At 35.1% G+C, this 25,141-nt stretch carries 22 protein-coding genes; 10 read left to right on the forward strand and 12 right to left on the reverse strand.

The features are described from left to right. Positions 1–11: 11 nt before the first annotated feature. Positions 12–1,058: a dTDP-glucose 4,6-dehydratase gene (rfbB, locus tag C8P70_RS02480; protein ID WP_133711775.1), complete on the reverse strand. Its 1,047-nt coding sequence runs from the start codon at positions 1,056–1,058 to the stop codon at positions 12–14. A 94-nt stretch (positions 1,059–1,152) separates the two neighbouring features. Beyond that, the gene (gene prmC, locus C8P70_RS02485; RefSeq protein WP_133711776.1) at positions 1,153–1,995 is read right to left on the reverse strand and encodes a peptide chain release factor N(5)-glutamine methyltransferase; all 843 of its coding nucleotides are present in this window, start codon (positions 1,993–1,995) and stop codon (positions 1,153–1,155) included. A gap of 22 nt (positions 1,996–2,017) precedes the next feature. On the opposite strand from prmC, the gene ribD reads away from it, so the two are divergent. Next, entirely contained in the window at positions 2,018–3,085 is a 1,068-nt protein-coding gene (ribD, locus tag C8P70_RS02490; protein WP_133711777.1) for a bifunctional diaminohydroxyphosphoribosylaminopyrimidine deaminase/5-amino-6-(5-phosphoribosylamino)uracil reductase RibD, read from the forward strand. Between the two features lies 1 nt (position 3,086). Then, entirely contained in the window at positions 3,087–3,719 is a 633-nt protein-coding gene (locus C8P70_RS02495) for an IMPACT family protein (RefSeq protein WP_133711778.1), read from the forward strand. A gap of 11 nt (positions 3,720–3,730) precedes the next feature. Here C8P70_RS02495 and C8P70_RS02500 read toward each other — a convergent pair whose 3' ends face one another. From C8P70_RS02500 to C8P70_RS02525, 6 genes are all read right to left on the reverse strand, one after another. Next, positions 3,731–4,321, reverse strand: coding sequence for a hypothetical protein (locus C8P70_RS02500; RefSeq protein ID WP_133711779.1), 591 nt, complete (start codon positions 4,319–4,321; stop codon positions 3,731–3,733). Further along, entirely contained in the window at positions 4,318–4,746 is a 429-nt protein-coding gene (locus tag C8P70_RS02505) for a hypothetical protein (RefSeq protein WP_133711780.1), read from the reverse strand. Before C8P70_RS02505 ends, C8P70_RS02500 begins: the two co-directional genes overlap by 4 nt. A gap of 131 nt (positions 4,747–4,877) precedes the next feature. Next, positions 4,878–7,139 (reverse strand): aconitate hydratase, encoded by a 2,262-nt coding sequence (locus tag C8P70_RS02510; RefSeq protein ID WP_133711781.1) that lies wholly within the window; start codon positions 7,137–7,139, stop codon positions 4,878–4,880. A gap of 39 nt (positions 7,140–7,178) precedes the next feature. Beyond that, positions 7,179–9,941, reverse strand: a complete 2,763-nt coding sequence (locus C8P70_RS02515; protein WP_133711782.1) for a bifunctional aconitate hydratase 2/2-methylisocitrate dehydratase — start codon at positions 9,939–9,941, stop codon at positions 7,179–7,181. Positions 9,942–10,432: 491 nt separating this feature from the next. Next, the gene (locus C8P70_RS02520) at positions 10,433–11,812 is read right to left on the reverse strand and encodes a peptidylprolyl isomerase (RefSeq protein WP_133711846.1); all 1,380 of its coding nucleotides are present in this window, start codon (positions 11,810–11,812) and stop codon (positions 10,433–10,435) included. After that, positions 11,796–12,668: a hypothetical protein gene (locus tag C8P70_RS02525; protein ID WP_133711783.1), complete on the reverse strand. Its 873-nt coding sequence runs from the start codon at positions 12,666–12,668 to the stop codon at positions 11,796–11,798. Before C8P70_RS02525 ends, C8P70_RS02520 begins: the two co-directional genes overlap by 17 nt. A 335-nt stretch (positions 12,669–13,003) precedes the next feature. Between C8P70_RS02525 and C8P70_RS02530 the strand changes: the two genes are divergently transcribed. Beyond that, positions 13,004–14,596, forward strand: a complete 1,593-nt coding sequence (locus C8P70_RS02530) for a peptide chain release factor 3 (protein WP_133711784.1) — start codon at positions 13,004–13,006, stop codon at positions 14,594–14,596. Positions 14,597–14,659: 63 nt separating this feature from the next. Here the strand turns inward: C8P70_RS02530 and C8P70_RS02535 are convergent, their stop codons facing one another. Next, positions 14,660–15,175: a DUF2892 domain-containing protein gene (locus C8P70_RS02535; protein WP_133711785.1), complete on the reverse strand. Its 516-nt coding sequence runs from the start codon at positions 15,173–15,175 to the stop codon at positions 14,660–14,662. 122 nt (positions 15,176–15,297) lie between these two features. Next, positions 15,298–15,951 (reverse strand): HAD family hydrolase, encoded by a 654-nt coding sequence (locus C8P70_RS02540; protein WP_133711786.1) that lies wholly within the window; start codon positions 15,949–15,951, stop codon positions 15,298–15,300. A 96-nt stretch (positions 15,952–16,047) separates the two neighbouring features. On the opposite strand from C8P70_RS02540, the gene C8P70_RS02545 reads away from it, so the two are divergent. The 6 genes from C8P70_RS02545 to C8P70_RS02570 all read left to right on the forward strand — a co-directional run bounded on the left by C8P70_RS02545 (position 16,048) and on the right by C8P70_RS02570 (position 20,791). Further along, the gene (locus C8P70_RS02545; RefSeq protein WP_133711787.1) at positions 16,048–16,590 is read left to right on the forward strand and encodes an RNA polymerase sigma factor; all 543 of its coding nucleotides are present in this window, start codon (positions 16,048–16,050) and stop codon (positions 16,588–16,590) included. Between the two features lie 50 nt (positions 16,591–16,640). Beyond that, the gene (locus tag C8P70_RS02550) at positions 16,641–17,048 is read left to right on the forward strand and encodes a hypothetical protein (protein WP_133711788.1); all 408 of its coding nucleotides are present in this window, start codon (positions 16,641–16,643) and stop codon (positions 17,046–17,048) included. A 1-nt stretch (position 17,049) separates the two neighbouring features. After that, positions 17,050–17,487: a hypothetical protein gene (locus C8P70_RS02555; protein ID WP_133711789.1), complete on the forward strand. Its 438-nt coding sequence runs from the start codon at positions 17,050–17,052 to the stop codon at positions 17,485–17,487. Positions 17,488–17,577: 90 nt separating this feature from the next. Next, positions 17,578–18,792, forward strand: coding sequence for an RsmB/NOP family class I SAM-dependent RNA methyltransferase (locus C8P70_RS02560; protein WP_133711790.1), 1,215 nt, complete (start codon positions 17,578–17,580; stop codon positions 18,790–18,792). Positions 18,793–18,818: 26 nt separating this feature from the next. Further along, positions 18,819–19,760 (forward strand): endonuclease I family protein, encoded by a 942-nt coding sequence (locus C8P70_RS02565; RefSeq protein WP_133711791.1) that lies wholly within the window; start codon positions 18,819–18,821, stop codon positions 19,758–19,760. 23 nt (positions 19,761–19,783) lie between these two features. Next, positions 19,784–20,791 carry an endonuclease I family protein gene (locus tag C8P70_RS02570; RefSeq protein ID WP_243832647.1) on the forward strand — a complete coding sequence of 336 codons (1,008 nt, stop codon included), beginning with the start codon at positions 19,784–19,786 and terminating at the stop codon, positions 20,789–20,791. Between the two features lie 24 nt (positions 20,792–20,815). On the opposite strand, the gene C8P70_RS02575 is transcribed toward C8P70_RS02570, so the two are convergent. Both C8P70_RS02575 and C8P70_RS02580 read right to left on the reverse strand, forming a co-directional pair. Continuing rightward, on the reverse strand, positions 20,816–21,490 hold the full coding sequence (locus C8P70_RS02575; protein WP_133711793.1) for a sterol desaturase family protein: 675 nt from the start codon (positions 21,488–21,490) through the stop codon (positions 20,816–20,818). Positions 21,491–21,524: 34 nt separating this feature from the next. Further along, on the reverse strand, positions 21,525–22,532 hold the full coding sequence (locus tag C8P70_RS02580) for a 3-oxoacyl-ACP synthase III family protein (protein ID WP_133711794.1): 1,008 nt from the start codon (positions 22,530–22,532) through the stop codon (positions 21,525–21,527). 142 nt (positions 22,533–22,674) lie between these two features. Between C8P70_RS02580 and C8P70_RS02585 the strand changes: the two genes are divergently transcribed. Next, on the forward strand, positions 22,675–25,092 hold the full coding sequence (locus C8P70_RS02585) for an alpha/beta hydrolase family protein (protein WP_133711795.1): 2,418 nt from the start codon (positions 22,675–22,677) through the stop codon (positions 25,090–25,092). Positions 25,093–25,141 lie beyond the last annotated feature (49 nt).

Consider the following 25,141-nt stretch of genomic DNA (forward strand, 5'->3'; position numbering starts at 1 on the left):
ATCGGATCGGCTTATAGCTTATATTGTTCATCATAATATTGATATGTTCCGTCTATTATGTTTTTTAACCAATTCTGATTTTTCAAATACCATTCTATAGTCTGTTTCAGTCCTTCTTCAAAAGTAACTTCCGGAGTCCAACCTAATTCTTTATTTATTTTTGAGGCATCAATAGCATACCTAAAGTCGTGTCCCGGACGGTCTTTGATAAATGTTATCAGTTTAAAGCTACTCCTTTGTTCTCTGTTTAAGATAGTATCCATCTGTCTGCACAATTCTTTTATCAAATCAATATTTTTCCACTCATTAAATCCTCCGATATTATAAGTTTCTCCAATTTTTCCTCTATGAAAAATCAAATCTATCGCCTTAGCATGATCTTCAACAAAAAGCCAGTCTCTTGTATTATTTCCCGTACCATAAACAGGTATGCTTTTGTTATTCAAAATATTATTGATACATAATGGTATCAATTTTTCAGGAAATTGATTAGGTCCATAATTATTTGAGCAACTACTTATAAAATAAGGCATTCCATACGTTTTTCCATAAGCACGAACCAAGTGGTCTGCTCCTGCTTTTGATGCCGAATACGGAGAGTTAGGAGCATAAGGTGTAGTTTCAGTAAAAAAGCCTTCTTCTCCCAAAGTTCCGTAAACCTCATCAGTGGTAACATGATAGAAAACTTTATTATTCCAGTTATTATTCCATAATTTTCTAAAAGCCTCAAGCAATATTGCTGTCCCTGTTATATTGGTTTTCATAAATTCCAGAGGAGAAACAATCGACCGATCTACATGAGATTCGGCAGCCAAATGAATAACAGCGTCAAATTTGTGCTTATTAAAAAGATTATTGACAACATTTTCTTCCGTAATATCTCCTTTGATAAAAAAATAGTTGTCGGCATATTCAATATCTGTCAAATTTGCTAAATTACCGGCATAAGTTAAATTATCCAGATTGTAAATCGCGTAATCGGGATATTTCAATACAAAATGACGTACCACATGTGAACCTATAAAGCCAGCTCCTCCGGTAATTAAAATTTTTTTCATTTTTGTTGTTATCCGTTTATAAAATATTATTTGATTAAAAATTATTTTTAGCTCTTTAATTACACAAGCTAATATCTATAATTTTATTTAAAAATCACCCTTTTACTGCCCTAATCATTCTGTCATTGCCAAACATATCTTTTTTTAACTCTATATCTTTAAATTCGTTTTTATCAAACAGCATTAGCATTTCCTTTCCCAAATATTGATTGATCTCAAAAAAAAGCATTCCACCGCTTCTAAGATTTATTTTAGCCCAATCTACAATATTTCTGTAAAACAGCAACGGATCATTATCTTCTACAAACAATGCCAAATGAGGTTCATAATTTAAAACGTTATTTTTTATTTCTTGTTTTTCCAAATTTCTTACATAAGGGGGATTCGAAACAACAATATCAAATGGTTCTCTACAATCTTCCAGTGCCACAATATTCTGTAAAATAGCATTAACTTTTACTTTATTATTCAAAGCATTTTGTACAGCTACATCCAGCGTTTGAGGTGAAATATCCATCAAAGTAATCTTAGCAAAAGGCAATTCTTTTCCCAATGTTACCCCTATACAACCACTACCCGTTCCTAAATCAACAATATTGTACTCCTGAGCGACGTCAATGCTTTTTAAAACCCATTCTACGAGTTCTTCGGTTTCAGGACGTGGGATCAGCGTATGCTCATTTACTTTAAATTCCAATCCGTAAAAATAAGCTTTTCCAAATATATACTGAATCGGTTTCTCTTTTTTTAATTCTTCCAAAACCCTATCCCACTGCTCCTTATCCGTCAACTTCAAATCAGGAGTCATCACAACATCGATGCGTGATTTGCCTTCTATTTCTTCTAAAGCTATCCAAAAAAACTGTTTGCATTCCTCTTCTTCAAAGAGCGGAGAAAGCTCACGAATAAATAAGTGTAAGTAAGATTTTATTTCCATAGAATAACGTAAAAGCTTAAATTTGTTCAAATATACAGTTTTATCAATTTTGGAAGAACACGAATTATATATTTCTCGCTGCATACAATTAGGTTTACAAGGAACTTTCTCCGCTTTACCCAATCCGTCCGTCGGTGCTGTAATCGTTTATAACGGTAAAATTATTGGCGAAGGATATACTTCTGATTATGGCGGAGCGCACGCAGAGGTAAACGCAATTAATTCGGTTAAAAATCAGGAATTACTGAAAAAAAGCATTTTATATGTCAGTTTAGAACCTTGCAGTCATTTTGGAAAAACTCCCCCTTGCTGTGACTTGATTATCGAAAAAAAAATTCCAAAAGTAGTGATAGGCACTGCTGATCCTTTCGCCAAAGTTTGCGGCACGGGAATACAGAAAATGAGAAACAGCGGAATTGAAGTAATCACTGGTGTATTGGAAAATGAGTGTCAAACAAGCAATAAACGCTTTTTTACATTTCATCAAAAAAAACGCCCTTACATTATTTTAAAATGGGCTGAAACTGCGGACCATTTTATTGCTCCACTGCAAAAAGAAAGCAGCTCTTCTTACTGGATTTCAAATATTTATGCACAGCAAAATGTACATCAATGGCGAAGTGAAGAAATGGCTTTCCTAGTTGGAACAAATACAGTTTTGGACGATAATCCTTCACTGACTACCAGAAATTGGTTTGGCAAAAATCCGGTACGCGTGTATTTGGATCGAAACGGTAAAATAGATAATTCGTTTGCTGTAAAAGACACAAGTTCTCAAACAATTTGTATCACCAACCAAACTGAGTTACAAAACACAAACAATGTAACTTACGCTTTTGCAGACTTTGACCACAATCTACCAGAACAAATTTGTAATATACTTTATAAAAACCACTTATTATCAGTAGTTATAGAAGGCGGAACGAAAACTTTACAGTCTTTTATAAACGCTAACCTTTGGGATGAAGCCCGTATATTCATTAGTGATTCTATTCTGAAAACAGGTGTAAAAGCCCCTGTATTTTCCAGTTTTAGTAAATCGGAAACCAAAATCATTTACAACAACAATCTAAAAACTGTATACCCGTAATATGACATTAGAGAAAGATTCATACCACACAATTTCACAACCTACAGACGAAGTTTTATATAAAGAGAAAAACAGCAAATTTTTTGGCTATGCATTTCCAATACAAACAGAAGAAGAAGTTAAGGATATTTTAGACAATATTAAAAAACGACATTACAACGCTCGTCATTGGTGTTATGCTTTTCAAATAGGTACGGAACAGCCTTATTACCGTGCCAATGATGACGGCGAACCGAGCAATACTGCTGGGATGCCTATTTACGGACAAATACAATCATTTGATGTAACTAATATATTAATTATAGTTGTTAGATATTTTGGAGGCATAAAACTTGGTGTTGGCGGTTTAATTACTGCCTATAAAGCTACTGCTCAAATGACTATGGAAAATGCAAATATTATAGAAAAGACAATTGATAAACAATTTAAAATCCGCTTTGAATACAAGGACATGAATAATGTAATGCGAGTAATAAAAGAAAGAAACCTTAAAATTATTCAACAAAAAATGGAAATGAACTGCGAAATAGAGTTGTCAATACGAAAAAGCGAATACCCTCAAGCTTTAGAAGCATTTATACCTTTTTATGAAATTAGAGTTATAAAATCCGATCGTAAAAATTCCTCACAGTAAAACTCATACTTTTATCTTCCAAAGTGTACTCCTATTTTAAATTGAATGCGATGGGCATTAGCAAAGTAATCTTTATAGGCACTGTTGGCTTCTACTCTTAACCTTGTATAGTTGTAGTGTATGCCGCCAATGAAGGCAAATTTATGAGCTGCAAAAAACATATAGTCCGCTCCTATTAAAAATCCTTTTCCTCCATAAACGGCTTCTCTTCCTTCACTCCTATCTTTGGCATCAGTTCCATAATATCCAATTTCTGGTTTTAATATTGTTTTTTCAGTTAAAGGAAGCCGATAACTTAAAATCATTCCCGATTCGTTGTATTTAGTATATTCAAAATCAGCAATCATATCAATATCATTAATGCTGTGCTTTGTATAATTATAAAACAAGCTAAAACCTATATTTTTATATTCGACTGCACTCAATTTAAATCCAAATCCTCCACCGTAATTACGATGGGCATCCTGAGTCATATTGTTTCCCACATTGACAAAAGAAGTGTAATACATATCGAAACCATTAAAAACTCTCCACTTTTTTTCTGTTTCCTGTGTGTATGCTGTTAAGCAAAAGAGGTTAAAAAAAACTATTATTTTTTTCATGGCTCTGCTGGTTTGTCTTCTTTCAGATTTAACTCTCCTATATGGTAATAATAATCAGGCATATTTCGGTATGAAAAATAACCGTAAGATTTATTTTTTACTCTAATATAAAACACCCAATCATCACCACCCGGAAATCCAAATCTAAAATTTCCATTGCGATCTGACGTAACTGCTGAAAGACTATTATAGCCTCTTTCATAAGACAATCCTCCAACCGGTAGAGTATATCTTTCTTCTTCTTCTCTACTGATTCTATTATTATCAATTTTTACAGAAAATAGTTCTACTTTTTCGTTTTTCACCACTTCTGTTCCATTTAAAAATGTTCCTTCAATCACATAGCGCTTTTCTCCATCATAAACGTCTTTACAGCTTACAGCTATAAATGCTAATATATACAAAATAGAGAGATACCTTTTCATACTTTTCTAAAATGATTATACTCAAATATAGTAAAATTAACCTAAAAAATAAAAAGATAAATGCTTTTTAAAACAAAAGGATATCCGTCACCGAATATCCTTTTGTTATTTAAAAAAATTATTGTAGATAATTATTTGCCAGCTGCTATTAAATTTAAAGCAGATCCTGCCTTAAACCAATCGATTTGGCTTGCATTATAAGTATGGTTAGCAGCAATTACATCTTTTGATCCGTCACTGTGAACGAACTCTAAATGCAATTGTTTTCCAGGTGCAAATTCAATTAAGTCTAAGAAGTTGATTGTGTCATCTTCTTGGATTTTATCATAATCCATCTCATTTGCAAACGTCAAGGCTAACATCCCTTGTTTTTTAAGGTTAGTTTCATGAATACGGGCAAATGATTTTACCAATACTGCTTTAACCCCCAAATGACGAGGCTCCATAGCTGCGTGTTCACGAGATGACCCTTCACCGTAGTTTTGGTCGCCTACAACTATAGTCGGAATGTCGGCTGCTTTATACGCTCTTTGCACTGCAGGTACAGCTCCATACTCACCAGTCAATTGATTTTTGACACTGTTTGTTTTATGATTAAATGCATTTTCTGCTCCAATCAACATATTATCAGAGATATTGTCTAAGTGCCCACGGAAACGCAACCATGGACCAGCCATAGAAATGTGATCCGTAGTACATTTACCAAATGCTTTAATCAATAGTTTAGCACCTGTAATGTTTTTACCGTCCCATGGAGTAAAAGGTTCTAATAGCTGAAGGCGATTAGACGTTGGATTAACTTCTACAACTACATCTGAACCATCAGTTGCGGGTGCTTGATATCCCGGGTCTTCAACATCAAATCCTTTTGTAGGCAATTCATCTCCTGTTGGAGGCACCAATTTTACCTCTTCTCCATTGTCATTGATTAAGGCATCTGTGATTGGATTAAATCCTAAATCACCGGCTATTGCTAATGCTGCAACCATTTCAGGAGAGGTTACGAAAGCATGTGTATTAGGATTGCCGTCAGCGCGTTTAGAAAAGTTTCGGTTAAAGGAATGAACAATCGTATTTTTTTCTTGTTTATCAGCTCCTTCCCGATCCCATTGTCCGATACACGGTCCGCAAGCATTTGTAAACACTTTAGTTCCCATTTTTTCAAATGTTTCTATAATACCATCTCTTTCGATAGTATAGCGAATTTGCTCAGATCCCGGGTTAATTCCAAACTCAGCTTTAGGCGTAATTCCATGCGCAACCGCTTGTTCTACGATAGAAGCCGCTCTTGACATATCTTCGTAAGAAGAGTTCGTACAAGAACCGATTAATCCCCATTCTACTTTTAATGGCCATCCGTTTTTAGAAGCTTCTTCTCTCATTTTAGAAACTGGTGTTCCTCTATCCGGGGTAAACGGTCCGTTGATATGAGGTTCCAATTCTGATAAGTTAATTTCAATCAACTGATCAAAATATTGTTCAGGATTTGTATATACTTCTTCATCGGCTGTCAGGTGTTCTGCTACTTTATCAGCAGCATCCACTACATCTTGACGACCTGTAGCTGCTAAATATCTTCGCATTGAATCGTCATATCCAAAAGTAGAAGTAGTTGCTCCGATTTCAGCTCCCATGTTACAGATAGTACCTTTACCCGTACAAGACATAGATAAAGCTCCTTCGCCAAAATATTCAACAATAGCTCCTGTTCCTCCTTTTACAGTTAGAATATCAGCTACTTTCAAAATTACATCTTTAGGTGCAGTCCAGCCATTTAATTTACCGGTTAATTTAACGCCGATCAGTTTTGGGAACTTTAACTCCCAAGCCATCCCCGACATTACGTCTACAGCATCTGCTCCTCCTACACCAATTGCAAGCATTCCCAATCCTCCTGCATTAACTGTATGAGAATCTGTACCGATCATCATTCCTCCCGGAAAAGCATAGTTTTCCAAAACAATCTGATGGATAATACCGGCACCCGGTTTCCAGAATCCGATACCGTATTTGTTAGATACAGAGGATAAAAAATTAAACACTTCTGACGACTGATTCAGAGCTGCTTGCAAATCTGCAGAAGCGCCGACCTTTGCTTGAATCAAGTGGTCACAGTGTACAGTTGTCGGTACGGCGACTTTTTCTTTTCCAGCATGCATAAATTGCAGCAATGCCATTTGCGCTGTTGCATCCTGGCACGCTACCCGATCCGGAGCAAAATCAACATAATCTTTACCTCTTTCAAAAGCTTGGGAAGGCAGTCCCTCCCACAAGTGAGTGTATAAGATTTTCTCAGAAAGCGTTAGCGGACGACCAACCAACTCGCGAGCTTTTGCTACGCGATCCGGCATTTTTTCGTACACTTTTTTTATCATTTCTATGTCAAAAGCCATTTTATTGTAGTTTATTTTGTTATTATATTTTGTTGCTATTTACTTAGTAGAAACGGGTTTAAATTTAGTTAAGTTAATGCCCTCTACTGATGTTTTATATTCTTCAATAGTCGGAATTCTTCCTAAAACTGCAGAAAGCACGACTACCGGTGTAGAGGCTAATAAGGACTCTCCTTTTTTGCGTTCAGAGTCCTCTACCACACGTCCTTGGAACAAACGAGTAGAGGTAGCCATTACCGTATCTCCTTTAGCAGCTTTTTCTTGATTTCCCATACACAAATTACAGCCAGGACGCTCTAAATACATAATATTTTCATATTCTGTACGAGCTGTATTTTTGGGCAATAAATCGCTAAATTCAAATCCTGAATATTTTTGCAGGTATTCCCAGTCTCCTTCTGCTTTTAATTCATCAATGATATTATAAGTTGGTGCTGCTACAACTAAAGGAGCATTAAATTTAACTGTACCATTTTGCTTTTCAATATTTTTAAGCATTTGAGAAACAATTTTCAAGTCATCCTTATGCACCATGCAAGAACCTACAAATCCCAAGTCTACTTTTTTATTATTGCCATAGTAGGATAGCTCTCTAATTGTATCATGCGTGTAACGCTTAGAAACATCTTCATTATTTACATCCGGATCTGCAATCATTGGCTCTTCAATGATATCTAAATCAATCACAACTTCAGCATAGTATTTAGCATTGGCATCCGGAGCCAACGCGGGTTTTTCACCTGATTTAATCTCCGCAATTCGCTTGTTAGCTTTGTCAATTAATCCTTGAAGCACTTGATTTTTATTATCCATTCCTTTATCAATCATGATTTGGATACGGCTTTTTGCGATTTCAAGCGACTCTATCAAGGTATCATCTTGCGAAATACAGATAGATGCTTTAGCTTTCATCTCTGCAGTCCAGTCGGTAAATGTAAATGCCTGATCTGCCAGAAGTGTACCAATGTGAACTTCAATAATTCTGCCCTGGAATACGTTTTCTCCTCCAAATTGTTGCAGCATCTGAGCCTGTGTAGCATGCACCACATCGCGGAAATCCATGTGCTCTTTCATGCTTCCCTTAAAAGTAACTTTTACAGATTCCGGGATCGGCATAGAAGCTTCTCCTGTTGCTAAAGCTAAAGCAACCGTTCCTGAGTCCGCTCCAAAAGCAACTCCTTTAGACATTCTTGTATGTGAGTCACCTCCGATAATAATCGCCCAATCATCAATTGTAATATCGTTTAATACTTTATGAATAACATCTGTCATAGAGTGATATTCTCCTTTAGGATCGCGTGCAGTAATTAAGCCGAAGTCATTCATAAACTTCATCAGTTTAGGAATATTAGCCTGAGCCTTTTTATCCCATACAGAAGCCGTATGGCATCCTGATTGATACGCTCCATCGACAATAGGAGAAATAACTGTGGCAGCCATTGCTTCTAACTCTTGCGCAGTCATCAGACCTGTTGTATCCTGAGATCCCACAATATTAACTTCTACGCGAACGTCAGAACCTGCATGTAATATTTTACCCGGAGTTATTCCTACGGCATTTTTGTTAAATATTTTTTCTACTGCAGTAAGCCCTTGTCCTTCAATTGAAATTTCTTTTGAGGGAGCATACACTGCAGAAGCTTCGATTCCTAATACTTTTGCTGCAAAAGTTTGAATTTTTTTACCAAATACAATAGCATACGAACCCCCTGCTTTAATAAACTCCATCTTTTGCGGAGTTAATGCCTTAGAAATATCTATCAGCTCTTTATCTCCGTTATAAAGTTTTTTGTTTTTTGTATTAATGGTAAGCACAGTGCCTGTAGCTACAGAATAAACTTCCTCTAACACAGGCTCTCCTTTTTCATTAAGAACAACTTTGCCGTCAGCATCAATTTTCTTTTCCCAGTTTTTAAGGTCTATACCAATCCCCCCTGTCACGTCAACAGTAGTTAAGAAAATAGGAGAAATACCATTTGTTCCTGCTACTATTGGAGCAATATTTACAAAAGGAACATATGGACTGGCTTGTTTCCCTGTCCAAAGTGCCACGTTATTTACTCCGGACATTCTTGATGAGCCCACACCCATTGTACCTTTCTCTGCAATTAACATCACGCTCTTATCCGGATGAGCACTCTGCAAATCTTTGATTTCTTGTTGTGCCTGCGGAGTAATCATACATTGTCCGTGAAGTTCGCGATCGGAACGAGAATGTGCCTGATTCCCCGGCGATAATAAGTCCGTAGAAATATCTCCTTCTCCTGCGATATAAGTAACTATATCTATTTTTTCCGGTACCGCCGGAAGTTTTGTAAAAAACTCAGCTTTTGCATAGCTTTCTAAAATATCTTTAGCGATTACATTTCCCTGCAAAAATGCTTCTTTTAACCGAGCGGTGTCTGCATCGTATAAAAACACTTGTGTTTTTAATACTTCAGCCGCTTCCTCTGCAATTGCAGGATCTTTACCCAATGCTAAATCCAAAAGTACTTGGATAGAAGGTCCTCCTTTCATATGGGATAATAATTCAAACGCAAACGCCGGAGTTATTTCTTTAACTATTGCTTTACCTAAAATGATTTCTTTTAAAAACTGGGCTTTAACTCCAGCCGCACTAGTTGTTCCCGGCAGTACATTATAAATAAAAAGCTTTAGAGAATCTTCGTGAAATTCATTTTTAACATCTTTTACCTGTGCTATAATTTCACTTAATAATTCGGCTCCGTCAATTGGTTTAGGACTCAGTTTTTGTGTTTTTCTTTCTTCGATTTCTTTGATGTAATCCTTATAAAGGCTCATATTTACTACCTGTTAAATTAAAAGTTGATTTCTTAGACAAATTCCTAATCAACCTATTCAATATTATTTTAGCTATATACCCGGTATGGCTTTAATATCAAAATTTCTCACAAATTTCAAAATTCTTCTGATTTAAATCCCTCTCTTTCCAAATGTCTGTATAAAGTGCTCAATGGTTGAGTTTATGTTATTGACATTACAAAACAGTGTATAACCGACTACTAAATTTTTGTCAGCACAAATTTAAGCAAAGTATTTAATATTCAAAAGTTATTAATGATTCCTTTAAATCGACTAATTATTATTTATAAACATTCTACTTTGATGAATAAAATTCAATAATTTTAATATACCAAACAACATTTATGGATATTATTTATTTTTTATAGCTAAAAATATCATTTTAGAAGCATTCCTCTTTATTTTATAAAAAAACGACATTTTAACCAATTGCTAAAATGTCGTTTTCAATCTTTTATAATATTCAATTCTTATTTTTTCAGCCAATTATTACGGAATTTACACTCAATAAATTCTCCCTGAATACTGATATAAGCATCTTTTATCTTTTTTCCTACCCATTTTTCCATTTCTTCACCTTGTTTTTTTTGCAAAGCGAATCCTTTTACTTTGCTATAATCTTCGGCAAAATCTATTTTATGAGCAGGATATTTTTTATTAATTCGTACAATGCGATAGCTTTTATCTCCTCTTCGATCTGTTTTTATTGCAGGCTGCGAAACTTCTCCTTCACTTAATCCGGAAACTAAAAAATAAAGCTCTCTGTCCTCCATATTATTCAATTCAAACCTCGGATCCATAGTCATAGGGTCTTTCATTACGCCCTCGTTAAACTTGGTTTCTTTTTCGTCAGATGATGCAGTAGCTGCTTCTCCAAATGAAATTTCTCCATTAACAATCTTTTCGCGAATATTTTCAATTTTTTTCTTTGCTTCATCCATAGCCTCTTGTGTAGGTTTCGGAATCAATAGGATATGTCTCAAATCTAACCGCTGTCCTCTTATTTTTTCGAGATAAATAATATGATAACCAAATTCTGTTTCAAACGGTTGAGAGATTTCTCCTTCTGCCATACTGAAAGCTACATCTTTAAACTCTTTAACAAAAGGATCCTTTTTAGTCATAGAGAAAAATCCTCCATTAGCAGCAGAAGCCTTGTCATCTGTAAACAAAACGGCTTTGCTGAAAAAACTGGCGCCATTTTCTAAGACATCTGTTCGCATTTCATTTAAACGGTCAATTACTTTCTGCTTTTGTTCCTTAGAAATTTCCGGTTTTATAACTATTTCTGCTATTTCTACTTCATCTCCCACCATAGGCAGCTGATCTTCTGGAATAGACTTAAAAAACTGACGGACTTCTTCCGGTGTAATTGTTACTTTTTCAACTATGTGCTGCTGCATGTTTTGCGTCAGCTTATTTTGTTTGACAATATCAAAAAAGTATTCTCTAAATTCGTCTTCCGATTTTTTATTGTAAAACTTCAATATTTTATCCATAGAACCAACTTCTTCAACCATTCTATTAATCTGGTCATCCATATAAGTGGTCACTTCAACGTCCGTTACCTCTAAACTGTCCTGAACTGCCTGATAGGCAAAAAGTTTATCTTCTAATAACTTTTCAAACAAATCACAACGAGACATATCTTCAATAGAAACTCTTTGCGCTTTCAGCTCTAAAAGAGTTTTGTCTATTTCTGATTCTAAAATCACATAATCCCCCACTACTCCTACTACCCCGTCAATTTTTCTCTTTTGAACAGATTGTTGTTCTTGTGCATATGCTGTTACTCCGAAAGACAAGGATAAAGCAAACAGCATCCCTATCTTTTTATTTAAAAATCTCATATCTCTTATTCTTTTTTGCATCTTTTAATATATCTTCTTCTATCTCTTTTAACATCCTCATTTTTCGATCATTGAGAACCATTTGCTTTAACGACGGCTTTAAATAATCATAAGGAGTTATACTGCCTCTTTCCAAAACCTGATTAATTTTTACAAAATAAGTACTATGGTCGTCCTGAACTTCAAAATAATTACCGCTTTTTAGATAAGTACTTTTATTATCAACGGTTAAAAAGGGCAATTTTTCGTAAACCTGATTAACATTTACCCAAATAGAATCATTTAAGGCATATGACTTCATTTGCAAAGACATATTCTCCAAATCATCAAACTCTTCTTTTTTGGAAGAAGTAAACTTCTTTTTTATTTTATTGTAATTAGTGTTGTCATTCAGCACATTAACATAAGCCATTTTCACTAACATATCATCTACCAAAAAACTGTTTTTTAAGTTATTGTAATACGTTTCCAGGTCTTTTTCCGATATAATTGTATCTATCGACTGCTGAACCAGTTTTTCCAAATAGGCTTTAATAAGCAAATCGCTTTTAAACTGCTCTACCAAAGCATTGATTTCGCTTTTTTTATCATCGGATAAATTAAATTCAGCTGCCTCGATCAACAGGCGTTTCGTTGCCCATTTGTCAATAAAACTATGCACGATTGCCACGCTGTCTTTATGAGTAGATTTTAAAGAAACTATATTTTGAAGTTCGGATCTGTCCAAATACTCCTTATTAACCCTTGCCACGGGATCTTCGATACTCTGATTTTCTTTTTGATTACAAGAAGCCATAAATAGTCCCCCTAAAAGAAGAACAAGCATAACTCTGTTTTTTATTTTATCTTGTATCATATTTAATTTTTGGCAGTTATTGGTTGAATAAAACTTGCCCATCGTGCAAAAATAGACAATTCATATTTTATAAATCTAATGTTTTACTTGAAATTAACCAGATTCAAATCATTTTATTTTTTCGAATGATTTCACAATATTAATAGTATCAGTTATAACCACACAGCACATTAACAATATATTTGCGTTTGTAAATAATTACTTTTGCCTTTATATACTTATTGTCCGATGTATAAACCTACTGCTTTAAAATCTCTTTTCTTGCGTGCCTTCTATTTATTTCCTATTTGTTTTCTATAAATAATAACTACTTTTGTAGCCTAAAATCAGAAAAAATGAGTTTTTTAAAGGAGATAGAACGCAGACGAACGTTTGGTGTAATTGCGCATCCCGATGCCGGTAAAACAACTCTTACAGAAAAGTTACTTTTATTTGGAGGAGCTATACAGGAAGCCGGAGCTGTTAAAAACAACAAAATAAAAAAGGGCGCGACGTCCGATTTCATGGAAATTGAACGACAAAGAGGAATCTCCGTGGCTACTTCAGTCTTGGCATTTAATTATAAAGATAAAAAAATCAATATTCTGGATACACCCGGACACAAGGATTTTGCGGAAGATACTTTCAGAACCTTAACAGCTGTAGACAGCGTAATTGTGGTAATAGACGTAGCAAAAGGCGTGGAGGAACAAACCGAAAAATTGGTTGAAGTATGCCGCATGAGAAATATCCCAATGATTGTTTTTATCAACAAACTCGACCGCGAAGGACGGGATGCATTTGATTTAATGGACGAAATTGAACAAAAACTCCATTTAAGGGTTACTCCTCTAAGCTACCCTATCGGAATGGGTTATGACTTTAAAGGCATTTATAACCTGTGGGAAAAAAACATCAATCTATTTAGCGAAGACAGCAGAAAAAACATAGAAGATGTAATCCGTATATCCGATTTAAATTCGAATGAACTGGATAAACTGGTTGGCGAGAAAGCTGCCGGAAGACTGAGAGAAGAATTAGAAATCATAAATGAAATTTATCCTGATTTTAATCGCGAAGACTACGTACAAGGCAATTTACAGCCTGTATTTTTTGGTTCCGCTCTTAACAATTTTGGCGTAAGAGAACTTTTAGACGGATTCATTGAAATTGCCCCTTCTCCTCGTGCCAAAGAATCCGATACCCGGTTAGTTCAGCCAGAAGAAGAAAAATTTTCTGGTTTTGTATTTAAAATACACGCCAATATGGATCCTAAACACCGCGACCGCCTGGCATTTGTCAAAATTGTATCCGGAACATTTGAACGAAATACTCCTTACTTACATGTAAGACAAGGAAAAAAGCTTAAATTTTCAAGCCCGAATGCATTTTTTGCGGAGAAAAAAGAAATTATCGACACCTCTTATGCCGGAGATATTGTAGGATTACACGATACGGGAAACTTCAAAATCGGAGACACCTTAACAGAAGGCGAGCTTATGAATTTTAAGGGAATTCCAAGTTTTTCTCCTGAACACTTCCGTTACATAAACAATGCCGACCCGATGAAGTCAAAACAGCTTGAAAAAGGAATTGATCAACTGATGGATGAAGGAGTTGCACAGCTTTTTACGTTAGAAATGAACGGCAGAAAAATAATCGGTACAGTAGGTGCACTTCAATACGAAGTAATTCAGTATCGTTTAGAACATGAATACGGAGCCAAATGTACATACGAAAACTTTCCGGCATATAAAGCTTGCTGGGTCAAACCAGATGACCCTAAAAACGAAGAATTTAAAGAGTTTAAGCGAATTAAACAAAAGTTTTTAGCTCATGATAAATCGGGACAGTTGGTGTTTTTAGCAGACAGTGAGTTTTCAATTCAAATGACGCAAAGCAAATATCCATCTGTCAAACTTCGGTTTACATCGGAAGATATTAAATAACAAAAAGGCACTGATTTTCTTTCAGTGCCTTTTTTATAATTTATTTTGTTCAACACAAGAATATTACATTCTCTTCATTTGTTCTTTCATCATTTTTACTTGCTCTTTCAACATTCCTTGTTTATCCAGCTTCTGGGCTTCACTTAATAATTTAGTAGCTTCCATCTTTCTGCGCTTTGTCATTGCAATGCCGGCAAGCTGTAATTTTGCCATTGCTAAATCCTGATCCATACTTAATCCTAACTCAACGGCTTTTTTCATATATTTTTCAGAAGCGTTTAAATTAGTTTGAGAAGTCATTATTCCCATCAGGTAATTATAATATCCGTTTTGCTTTCGTACCAAAGCCGTTTCCGGATTTTTAATTTTGTCCAACCATTTTTGCGCTCCTTCAAAATCTTGTTTTCTCAATTTAAAAAACGCCAAAATAATAAACTCATTTTTAAAATACAAAAGCACCACGATCAACATCAAAAACAGTAAAAAAATACCATTTCCTATGTTTCCCTCTACAAACTGCCAAACTGCCCATCCTAATAACCCTGTCGCTATTACTAACTTAATATACCTGTGAAACATCTACGTAAATATTGTTTTTTTAAGAATGCCAAAGGTAGAAAAAAAGTTATTATAATAAAAACTATCACACCAATTCTCCTTTCCAACTCTTGGACATAAATTAACCAAGGAATGATATAAAATTACAGACGAATTATATAATCAGCGTCTATGCCATTAAAGTCGCTGATAACATAGTCCGCTAAAGTATAATCCTGCTGTTTTGAATTAGCACTCTTATAGCCTATTACTCTAATATCGGCAGCTTTGGCGGCTTTTATTCCATTTGTACTGTCTTCTATAACAATACATTCATTTTTACCGTGCTTTGATAACCCAGCAGCACTTAAAAATATTGCCGGATCAGGTTTTGACTTCGGAAAATCTTCTCCGCTTAACAAATGAGAAAAATAAGGATATAAATTAAAGCGGTTAAAAACTTTTTCAATAGTACCCTTAGATGCAGAAGTTCCTAAAATTAGCTCCACCCCATTTTGATGAAGTTCTATTATTAAATTTCTCACTCCTGAAATAAGTTCCAAATCTGGTTTGGTATCAAAGGCATCGTTAAACAGTGCTCTTTTGCGGAGGATTAAGCTTTCTACATCTTCCTCTAACCTATATATCTCCTTCAATTTCTGATAGGTGTTTTTAGTAGAAAATCCAGTAAATGAATTATACACTTCAGAAGAAACAGCAATATCAAGCTCATTAAAGTGACTAAAATACGCATATCTGTGTACAGGCTCCGTATCAACTATAACCCCGTCCATATCAAAAATAACAGTTTTTACCATTTTTTAGCGCAAAATTAATCACTTCAGTGTTGTTTAAAAATAATATTAACTACTTTTATCCCTAGCTTTTTTTAACTAACCCGGAAAACTAACAAATTGACTGACGAAAAGGCTTTAATTGAGAGACTAAATCATATTTCGACAAAGAACGAGGCTTTCGGAGAATTAGTAAAACTCTACGATAAAAAGCTGTATATGCATATTCGTTCAATAGTACTGAATCACGATGATACCAATGACATTTTACAGGAAACTTTTATAAAAGTATACCAAAATATTGGCAAGTTTAAAGGAAAAAGCCAATTGTTTTCGTGGATTTACCGCATTGCCACCAATCAAACTTTGGATTTTATAAAACAGAAGAACAAAAACCAAAAAATTTCATCTGAAGAAATCAATCAGCGAATTATTAACAGTATAATCTCTGACCCTTTGTTTGACGGCGATAAAGCAGAAATTTTATTGCAAAAAGCTATTTTGCACCTGCCCGAAAAACAACAGTTAGTCTTTAAAATGCGATATTATCAAGAATTAGAATATACTGCTATTTCCGAAATTTTAGGAACTAGTACCGGAGCCTTAAAAGCTTCTTACCATCACGCAGTAAAAAAGATTGAAGATTTTTTAAAATCACATTAAACCTTTGTCTAAAAAAAAAGTCTAACTCAGTAACGAAAGAGGATTAAATTATGGAACATCAAAATTTACATCAGCGCTCAAAAAAAAATCCGTTTATCGTTCCTGATAATTATTTCGAAAATTTTGAACAACAGCTGTCTGATAAACTGAAGCTTGATAAAAAAGTAAAAAAAACAATCTTTTTTTACCCTAAATACTATACAGCTGCGGCTGCTATTGCTATTTTCCTGTGCATAAGTTTTTTTATTTTTCAGCCTTCCTCAAAGATAATCAATCCGCAAGAGTTAGATGCCTATTTTGAATATCAAAGCTCCTTTGGTTTATCTGATGAGATTATTCACGGCTTTAACCAAGAGGATTTAAGCGATCTTGAAAGTGCAATCCATCTAAACCAAAATGAAATAAACGAATATGTTTTAGGAAATATTGACCTGGAATATTATTTAAATGATCTGTAAAATGAAAAAATATATTATTTTATTGCTAACGATTCTGAGTATCCAAAACAATTGGGCCCAAAATAAAAAATCTCACGAACAAATACGCTCTTTAAAAGTTGCTCATTTAACAACAGCACTAAATCTGACTAAAGACGAAGCTGAAAAGTTTTGGACAGTTTATAATGTTTACGATAACAAAATTTCAGAGTTACACCACAACAGCACAATAAAATTTCTTAAAAAATCATCTTTTGATGAATTAGAAAAAATGAGCGATAAAGAAGCTTCATCCAAAATTCAGGAATTAAACGCTTTTGACGACGAATATTGCTCCACCCGTAAACAATTTCTTCAAGATGTCCAGAAAATACTCTCTGCCAAAAAGATTTTAATTCTGAAAAAAGCAGAAGATGAATTTAACCGACAGCTTTTAAAAAAATATAAAGAAAAAAAATAGCAGCGTTTCTCGTTGCCAAAAATATCGCAAAACTTAAATGTATAGCCTACAAAACCGTATATTTGTAGGCTATTTTTATTTCTAATTATAATGAGACTTCACAAAAACCTTGTATTTACAGTAATCGATTCTATATTAGCTATTTTTAATGATGGAGAATACGCCGATAAAGTAGTTGCCAGAGCTCTTAAAAAAGATAAGCGATGGGGAAGCACGGACCGAAAATTCGTAGCAGAAACAATTTATGAAATCGTACGCTGGAAGAGACTTTATGCTGAAATAGCAGAAGTAAAAGATCCTTTTACAAGAGATGATGCGTGGAGAATATTTGCCGTTTGGGCTGTTTTAAGAGGACATAAGCTTCCAGACTGGAAATATTTTGAAAACACCCCCATACGCCGCATCAAAGGAAGGTTTGATGAATTGAGCAAAATCAGAGTTTTCAGAGAGTCTATTCCCGACTGGATGGACGAGTTGGGCCTTAAAGAATTAGGAGAAAAAAACTGGACTAAAGAGATTGCTGCTCAAAATCAGCAGGCAGATGTAATTCTAAGGGTAAATACTTTAAAAGCAAACCGCAAACAAGTACATGCCATGCTCATGGATTTAGAAATAGAAACCAGTATGCCCGATGAATATCCGGATGCTCTAATTTTGAAAGAACGTGCAAATGTTTTTTTAACCGATGTTTTTAAAAACGGCTACTTTGAAGTTCAGGACGCTTCTTCTCAGTTAGTGGCTCCCTTTTTAGAGGTACAACCCGGAATGCGCGTTGTAGATACCTGTGCCGGTGCTGGTGGAAAAACCCTTCATATTGCCTCGTTAATGCAAAACAAAGGACAAATTATAGCCATGGATATTTACGAAAGCAAACAAAAGCAGTTAAAATTAAGAGCAAAGAGAAATGGTGCTTTTAATATCGAATATCGAATTATAGAAGGTACAAAAACAATTAAAAAACTACATGACAAAGCCGATCGGGTTTTAATAGATGCTCCGTGCAGCGGATTAGGCGTTTTAAAGAGAAATCCGGACAGTAAGTGGAAATTAAAACCGGAATTTATAGATGAAATCAGACAAACCCAAGAACAAATATTACTTGATTATTCCAAAATTCTAAAACCAGGCGGAAAAATGGTATATGCCACTTGTTCAATTCTTCCTTCAGAAAACGAAGAGCAAATCAAAAAGTTTTTAGCGTCAGATTGGGGAAAAAACTTTATCTTTATTAAAGATCAAAAAATTTTGGCAAGCACATCAGCATTTGATGGTTTTTATATGGCCTTGTTAGAAAGAAAATCCTAAAACAAATAAAAGTTGTTGCTCTAATTATGAAAAAAAGTTTTATTGTACTTCTCTCAAGCCTCTTTTGGGTTATCAGTAGTTGTGCTGGAGACTCTTCTGTTACACCGGAAAAAAATCCACCTGAAAAGGAAAACCCAACTCCTCCCGAAAAAGACGATGACAATCCCGATGACGGAGGAAATGACGATAACTTTTTTAAAATTCCAGCCGACCAGATTGCTTATTATAAAAGCGTTGACTTTTCTAAAACAGGATTAGAATTAAAATCACAGTTATCAAGTTTAATTACCACAACGCATACACAAAAACTTTCTTATACGCCGGGAGTTTGGGAAGCTATAAAAGCAACAGATTTAACGCCCGCAGGTAATGAAGTTTATTTGATATACGGAACGCCAAATACGAAAGACAAACCCAGTCAAACAGAAAAATACGCCTATACTCGAGGTAAAAATAAAAACGGAGGGAATCCGGGAAATTGGAACCGGGAACACACTTACGCCCGAGCCAACGGAACGCCAAATCTGAAGAATTCCGACTCAGGAGCAAATACAGATGTACATCATTTAAGAGCGGCTGACGTGGCATTAAATAACGACAGAGGAAACCTCAAATTTACTGACGGCAGTGGTATCGCGCAAAAAGTAAATTCCGGCTGGTATCCGGGTGATGAATGGAAAGGTGATGTTGCCCGAATGATGATGTATATGTACTTAAGATATCCCTCGCAGTGCCAACCCAAAAATAACGCAATCGGATCTGCCAACAGCATTGACCAAAATATGATTGATTTATTCTTAAATTGGAATGCTGATGATCCGGTTTCAGATTTAGAGAAAAAACGCAATGAATATCACGGCAATAAAAACAATACATATGCACAGGGAAACCGCAATCCATTTATTGACAATCCCTATCTTGCCAATGTAATATGGGGAGGAAAAAAAGCTGAAAATAAATGGAAGTAATCTTAAGGAAATAAAAAATTATCATGAAAAAACTCAGTATATTATTTTTGTTTTTTATAAATCTACTGACTATTTCTTGTTCTAACAGCAGTACAAACGGTGACAATCCAATAACTCCTCCACCCACAATTCCTCCTCCCTCTGAAATTGATACCTCACAAAATCCTTTATTAATTCCTGTTGAAAATAGTCAAATTGCCTATTACAAAGAAATTGATTTCAGCATTCGGGGTCTAAAATTGAAAAATCAACTGTCTCTACTTTTAAAAAAGACGCATAAGCATCTCACTTATACACCTGATATTTGGGAAGCGAGCATGATTACAGATATTAATTCTGATAATCCAAAAGAAGTAATTTTAATATATGGCTGGGTAGATAAAACGGAGAAAGAAATTACTCAAAAAAGAACAATGAATAAAGAGCAACGCAATCACGGCGGGTTTAACGATGATAGAAGAAAAAATTTATGGGAACGTGAGCATGTTTTTGCGAAATCCTTAGCCGTACCCAAGTTAATTACCTATGGTTCGGATGAAGATAATATGGGCTTGATCGCTGGAACAGATGCTCATAATCTGAGACCTGTTAATGGAGAATGGAATAACGTCAGAAGCAATAAAAAATTTATAGAAGGATCAGGTAATTCAGGTAGCGTAAACGGGGGCTGGTATCCCGGAGATGAATGGAAAGGTGATGTTGCAAGAATGATGATGTATATGTTTGTCCGATATGGCAACCAATGCCGTCCTGATGTAATTGGAAAAGGTAAACAGATTATTAATGTAAATACCGGTGAAAGAGACGGTATGATTGATTTATTCTTAAAGTGGAACGCCGAAGATCCGGTTTCAGATTTAGAGAAAAGGCGCAATGAATATCACGGCAATAAAAACAATCAGTATGCCCAGGGAAACCGCAATCCTTTTATTGACAATCCTTATCTTGCGAATGCTATATGGGGAGCAGAACAGGAATACCGGGCAGAAAATCTTTGGACTACAAAAGAACAACACCATATCAAAAAATAACCAAAGACTACAATGCATCTTTGGTTATTTTTTTATTTTCTTTTCGAACATCAATTCCTTTACTTTAGCTTTATCTTCTTTTTCTTTGGTTAGGTCAAATGCTGTTCCAAATATATGATCCCAAAAAATATTACTTACACCAAATCCCAAACTTTCATTTTTATAATGATGCAAATGATGGTTTCGCCATAAGGGCTTCATGAATTTAAATGGGGGTGCAAAAGCATGAATTGCATAATGCATAGAAGCATAGAGTAAGTAACCTATTATAAAACCCGGAAAAAAACCAAACACATAACTCCCCAACAGCACGTATTGTAAGACGAATAAAAAGGATGCTAAAATAACACTAGGCAAAGGAGGCATAAATAAACGCTGCCTATCCCGGGGATAATGATGATGATTTCCATGCATAACATAAGCTATTCGCTGTAGTTTTGGATTATCGCTAATCAAATGAAAAACATATCGATGTGCCAGATATTCAAAAAAAGTCCAAAAAAATACACCTGACAAAAACAATAACAGAAGGGAAGTTAAACTTAATAGATAATTTACGTGTCCGATATAAATCAGATATGACAAAATAGGAATATACATCCCCCATATAACCGCAGGATGACCCTTTGTTAAAAATTCTAACACCGGATTTTTAAACAATCTTGCTTGTCCTTTATTATTAATCTTATCAAACTTCATCTGCCATCAAATTTATTAACCTTTTTACTGCAAATTACCAGCGTAATACAACACTTCCCCAAGTAAATCCACTTCCAAAAGCAGCCAGAACTACCAAATCGCTTTTTTTAATCTTTCCTTGCTCCCATGCTTCTGTCAAAGCAATCGGTATAGAAGCAGCTGTTGTGTTACCGTATTTTTGAATATTATTAAAAACCTGATCATCTCTTAAAGCAAATTTTTGCTGAATAAACTGCGAAATCCGCAAATTTGCCTGATGGGGAATTAACATGTCTATATCCGAAACTTGTAAACCGTTAGCTTCCAACCCCTCCTGAATTACTTCGCTAAAACGCAATACTGCATTTTTAAACACATATTGACCGTTCATATAAGGCATATAACTCAAGTCATCGGGATTGTTATCTTTTAGAATATCCGTTACCCAACGTCCTCCCATCCCCGGAGCAATTAAAGCCAATTCTTCAGCGTGTTCTCCTTCGGAATGTAAATGGGTCGACAAAATTCCTGATGTTTCATCTGTTGATCGAGACACTACTGCAGCTCCGGCTCCATCGCCAAAAATCACAGAAACATTTCTTCCTCTCGTTGTCATATCGAGTCCCGCTGAATGAACCTCAGACCCCACTACTAAGATATTTTTATACATTCCGGTCTTAATATACTGATCAGCAATGGACAATGCATATATAAATCCTGAACACTGGTTTCTGATATCTAATGCCCCCACAGTATTTAATCCTAATTCTCTCTGCAATAAAACACCCGGACCCGGGAAATAATAATCCGGACTAAGTGTAGCAAATACAACAAAATCAATATCTTTAGCCTCTACTCCTGCTCTCTTCATCGCAATTATAGAAGCTTTTACTCCCATACCAGACGTTGTATCTTCTTGTAGTTTAGTATGTCTTCTTTCGTGAATACCTGTCCTTTCTACAATCCACTCGTCATTAGTATCCATAATTTTAGCAAGATCGTGATTAGTAACAACATTTTCAGGTACGTAATACCCCAGACCTGAGATTTGAGATCTAAACATTTTGTGAATTTTTATATACTACAAACAAAAATACATTATAAAAATAATTTTTCAAAAAATTAAAATATTCACAAAACGAGTAAACTCCCTCCCAGTGCCAAAAAATATATTATCTTGCTTTTTTAAACTAAGTTAATTTATAATGAGAATTTTAAAAACTACTTTGTTATCTCTTTTTTTGATTACTTCTATGTACGCACAAGAAAACATAACCTATCAAAAGCCCTCTCCCGAAATTTTGCAATTAGCTGAATTTGAGAGAGCCCCCTCAGTAACCATTGATGATAAAATGGAATACATGTTATTGAGTTATCGCAGTACCTACAAAACACTTCAAGATCTTAATCTGGAAGAAATGAGATTAGGAGGTTTACGCATAGATATAAACACCAATATTTCCAGTACAATTACTTACATTAATAATTTGAAGGTGAGAAAAGTAAAGGATCGCGACGAAATTCAAGTTAAAGGACTGCCTGAAAATGCAAGAATCACCTATCTGACCTGGTCTCCGGATCAATCTAAAATTGCTTTTACAAATACAGCTTCCACTGGAGTAGAACTTTGGATAGTAGATATCAAAAGCGCACAGGCAATTCAGCTATCCGATGCTGTTTTAAATGCTAACCTGGGCAATCCCATCACGTGGTTTAAAGACAGCCAGCATATTTTAGCAAATGTAATTCCCGCAAACCGCCCTGCACTCATCGACACAAAAAAACAACTTCCTAACGGTCCTATAGTATCCGTTGGAGAAGAAGGTGTTGTATCTCAAAACAGAACTTATCAGGATTTGCTAAAAAATAAAACAGATGAAGCTAATTTTGAAACTTTGGTAACATCTGAATTATATTCTTTTGATTTAAAAGGAAATAAAACCCTATTTAAAAAAGCAGCAATGTATGCGAGCGAAACTTTTTCTCCCGATGGTGAATATCTAATGATTACAACTTTACAAAAGCCATTTTCATACTTAGTTCCGCTTAGCCGGTTTCCTATGCTGACCAACGTTTATGACAACAAGGGAAATCTGGTAAAGGAAGTAAATAACATTGCTTTAAACGAAATTATGCCTAAGGGGTTTATGGCTGTCAGAGAAGGTAAAAGAAATATGGCGTGGAGAGCTGATTTACCTGCCAGTTTATATTTTACAGAAGCATTGGACGGAGGAGATCCTGCTCGTGAAGCCGAATACAGGGACGAAGTCTATACTTGGGATGCTCCTTTTAACAATAAACCAAAACCAATAGTAAAACTGACTCAACGGTTTGGAGGAGTTATTTGGGGAAATAACGATATAGCCATCATTAAAGACCAGTGGTATGACACCCGGAATATCAGGTCATTTTTAATTAATCCTTCAAAGTTTAATGGTACTCCTACAAAAATTGAGGACAGAAATTTTCAGGATGTATACAGTGATCCGGGAAATTTTGAAACTAAACGAAATGATTATGGTCGCTATGTGTTAGCTATTGATAACAATAAAATGTATTTAATAGGTGATGGATACTCAGAAAAAGGACAATTTCCTTTCATTGATGAATTTGATGTAAGAACTTTAAAAACAAAAAGATTATATCAATCTGCTTATATAGATAAAAAAGAAACGATCCAATCAATAGAAGATATAAAAAAAGGAATCGTTTTAGTCTCTATCCAGTCACCAACAGAGTACCCTAATTACTATTTTAGAAATATCAAAAGCAAAAAAGGATTACAGCAAATTACGTTTAACAAAAATCCTTTCGAAAGTTTAAACGGCGTGTATAAAGAAGTAATCAAATACAAACGAGAAGACGGATTAGAGCTTTCAGGAACGCTTTATCTGCCAGCTGATTACAATAGAAAAACAAAAACAGAAAAACTGCCTTTATTAATCTGGGCTTACCCTACAGAATATAAAGATAAAAACAGCGCCGGGCAGGTAACTTCAAATCCCAATGAATTTACATTTCCGTATTACGGTTCTTTTGTGTACTGGGTTGCCAAAGGGTATGCTGTTTTAGACGATGCGGCTTTTCCGATTGTAGGTGAAGGAGAAGAAGAACCTAATGATACTTATATTACCCAATTAGTAGCAAACGGAAGAGCTGCTATTGATGCAGTTGATGCTTTAGGGTACATTGATCGCACAAAAGTAGGTGTAGGCGGACATTCATACGGTGCATTCATGACCGCTAATCTTTTAACTCATTCCGATTTATTTAAGGTAGGTATTGCCCGAAGCGGTGCTTATAACCGTACTTTAACTCCTTTTGGTTTTCAAACCGAGCAGCGCAACTACTGGGAAGTACCTGATGTGTACAATACCATGTCTCCATTCATGAATGCAGACAAAATGAAAACGCCGATGCTGCTAGTTCACGGAGAGGCAGATAATAACCCCGGGACTTTTACCCTGCAAACCGAGCGCTATTTTCAAGCGTTAAAGGGATTGGGAGCACCAGTGCGTATGGTTATTTTATCTAAGGAAAGCCACGGGTATGTAGCCAAAGAAAATATACTGCACTTACTTTGGGAGCAAGAGCAGTTTTTAGACAAATATCTAAAAGAATAAATGAAAAATAAAAGACTGGTTCAAAACGAACTGGTCTTTTCTTCTTTTC

Source organism: Myroides indicus, assembly GCF_004364575.1.
GTDB classification, from domain to species: Bacteria; Bacteroidota; Bacteroidia; order Flavobacteriales; family Flavobacteriaceae; genus Flavobacterium; species Flavobacterium indicum_A.

What these genes read in the sequence shown, in the direction of transcription:
- C8P70_RS02535 (WP_133711785.1), bottom strand. Translation starts at nt 15,175, where the DNA reads ATGTTTCACAGGTATATTAAGTTAGTAATAGCGACAGGGTTATTAGGA.
- C8P70_RS02550 (WP_133711788.1), top strand. Translation starts at nt 16,641, where the DNA reads ATGGAACATCAAAATTTACATCAGCGCTCAAAAAAAAATCCGTTTATC.
- C8P70_RS02500 (WP_133711779.1), bottom strand. Translation starts at nt 4,321, where the DNA reads ATGAAAAAAATAATAGTTTTTTTTAACCTCTTTTGCTTAACAGCATAC.
- C8P70_RS02525 (WP_133711783.1), bottom strand. Translation starts at nt 12,668, where the DNA reads ATGATACAAGATAAAATAAAAAACAGAGTTATGCTTGTTCTTCTTTTA.
- C8P70_RS02585 (WP_133711795.1), top strand. Translation starts at nt 22,675, where the DNA reads ATGAGAATTTTAAAAACTACTTTGTTATCTCTTTTTTTGATTACTTCT.
- C8P70_RS02515 (WP_133711782.1), bottom strand. Translation starts at nt 9,941, where the DNA reads ATGAGCCTTTATAAGGATTACATCAAAGAAATCGAAGAAAGAAAAACA.
- C8P70_RS02565 (WP_133711791.1), top strand. Translation starts at nt 18,819, where the DNA reads ATGAAAAAAAGTTTTATTGTACTTCTCTCAAGCCTCTTTTGGGTTATC.
- prmC (WP_133711776.1), bottom strand. Translation starts at nt 1,995, where the DNA reads ATGGAAATAAAATCTTACTTACACTTATTTATTCGTGAGCTTTCTCCG.
- C8P70_RS02510 (WP_133711781.1), bottom strand. Translation starts at nt 7,139, where the DNA reads ATGGCTTTTGACATAGAAATGATAAAAAAAGTGTACGAAAAAATGCCG.
- C8P70_RS02505 (WP_133711780.1), bottom strand. Translation starts at nt 4,746, where the DNA reads ATGAAAAGGTATCTCTCTATTTTGTATATATTAGCATTTATAGCTGTA.
- C8P70_RS02540 (WP_133711786.1), bottom strand. Translation starts at nt 15,951, where the DNA reads ATGGTAAAAACTGTTATTTTTGATATGGACGGGGTTATAGTTGATACG.
- C8P70_RS02530 (WP_133711784.1), top strand. Translation starts at nt 13,004, where the DNA reads ATGAGTTTTTTAAAGGAGATAGAACGCAGACGAACGTTTGGTGTAATT.
- C8P70_RS02520 (WP_133711846.1), bottom strand. Translation starts at nt 11,812, where the DNA reads ATGAGATTTTTAAATAAAAAGATAGGGATGCTGTTTGCTTTATCCTTG.
- C8P70_RS02555 (WP_133711789.1), top strand. Translation starts at nt 17,050, where the DNA reads ATGAAAAAATATATTATTTTATTGCTAACGATTCTGAGTATCCAAAAC.
- C8P70_RS02580 (WP_133711794.1), bottom strand. Translation starts at nt 22,532, where the DNA reads ATGTTTAGATCTCAAATCTCAGGTCTGGGGTATTACGTACCTGAAAAT.
- C8P70_RS02560 (WP_133711790.1), top strand. Translation starts at nt 17,578, where the DNA reads ATGAGACTTCACAAAAACCTTGTATTTACAGTAATCGATTCTATATTA.
- C8P70_RS02570 (WP_243832647.1), top strand. Translation starts at nt 19,784, where the DNA reads ATGAAAAAACTCAGTATATTATTTTTGTTTTTTATAAATCTACTGACT.
- C8P70_RS02575 (WP_133711793.1), bottom strand. Translation starts at nt 21,490, where the DNA reads ATGAAGTTTGATAAGATTAATAATAAAGGACAAGCAAGATTGTTTAAA.
- rfbB (WP_133711775.1), bottom strand. Translation starts at nt 1,058, where the DNA reads ATGAAAAAAATTTTAATTACCGGAGGAGCTGGCTTTATAGGTTCACAT.
- C8P70_RS02495 (WP_133711778.1), top strand. Translation starts at nt 3,087, where the DNA reads ATGACATTAGAGAAAGATTCATACCACACAATTTCACAACCTACAGAC.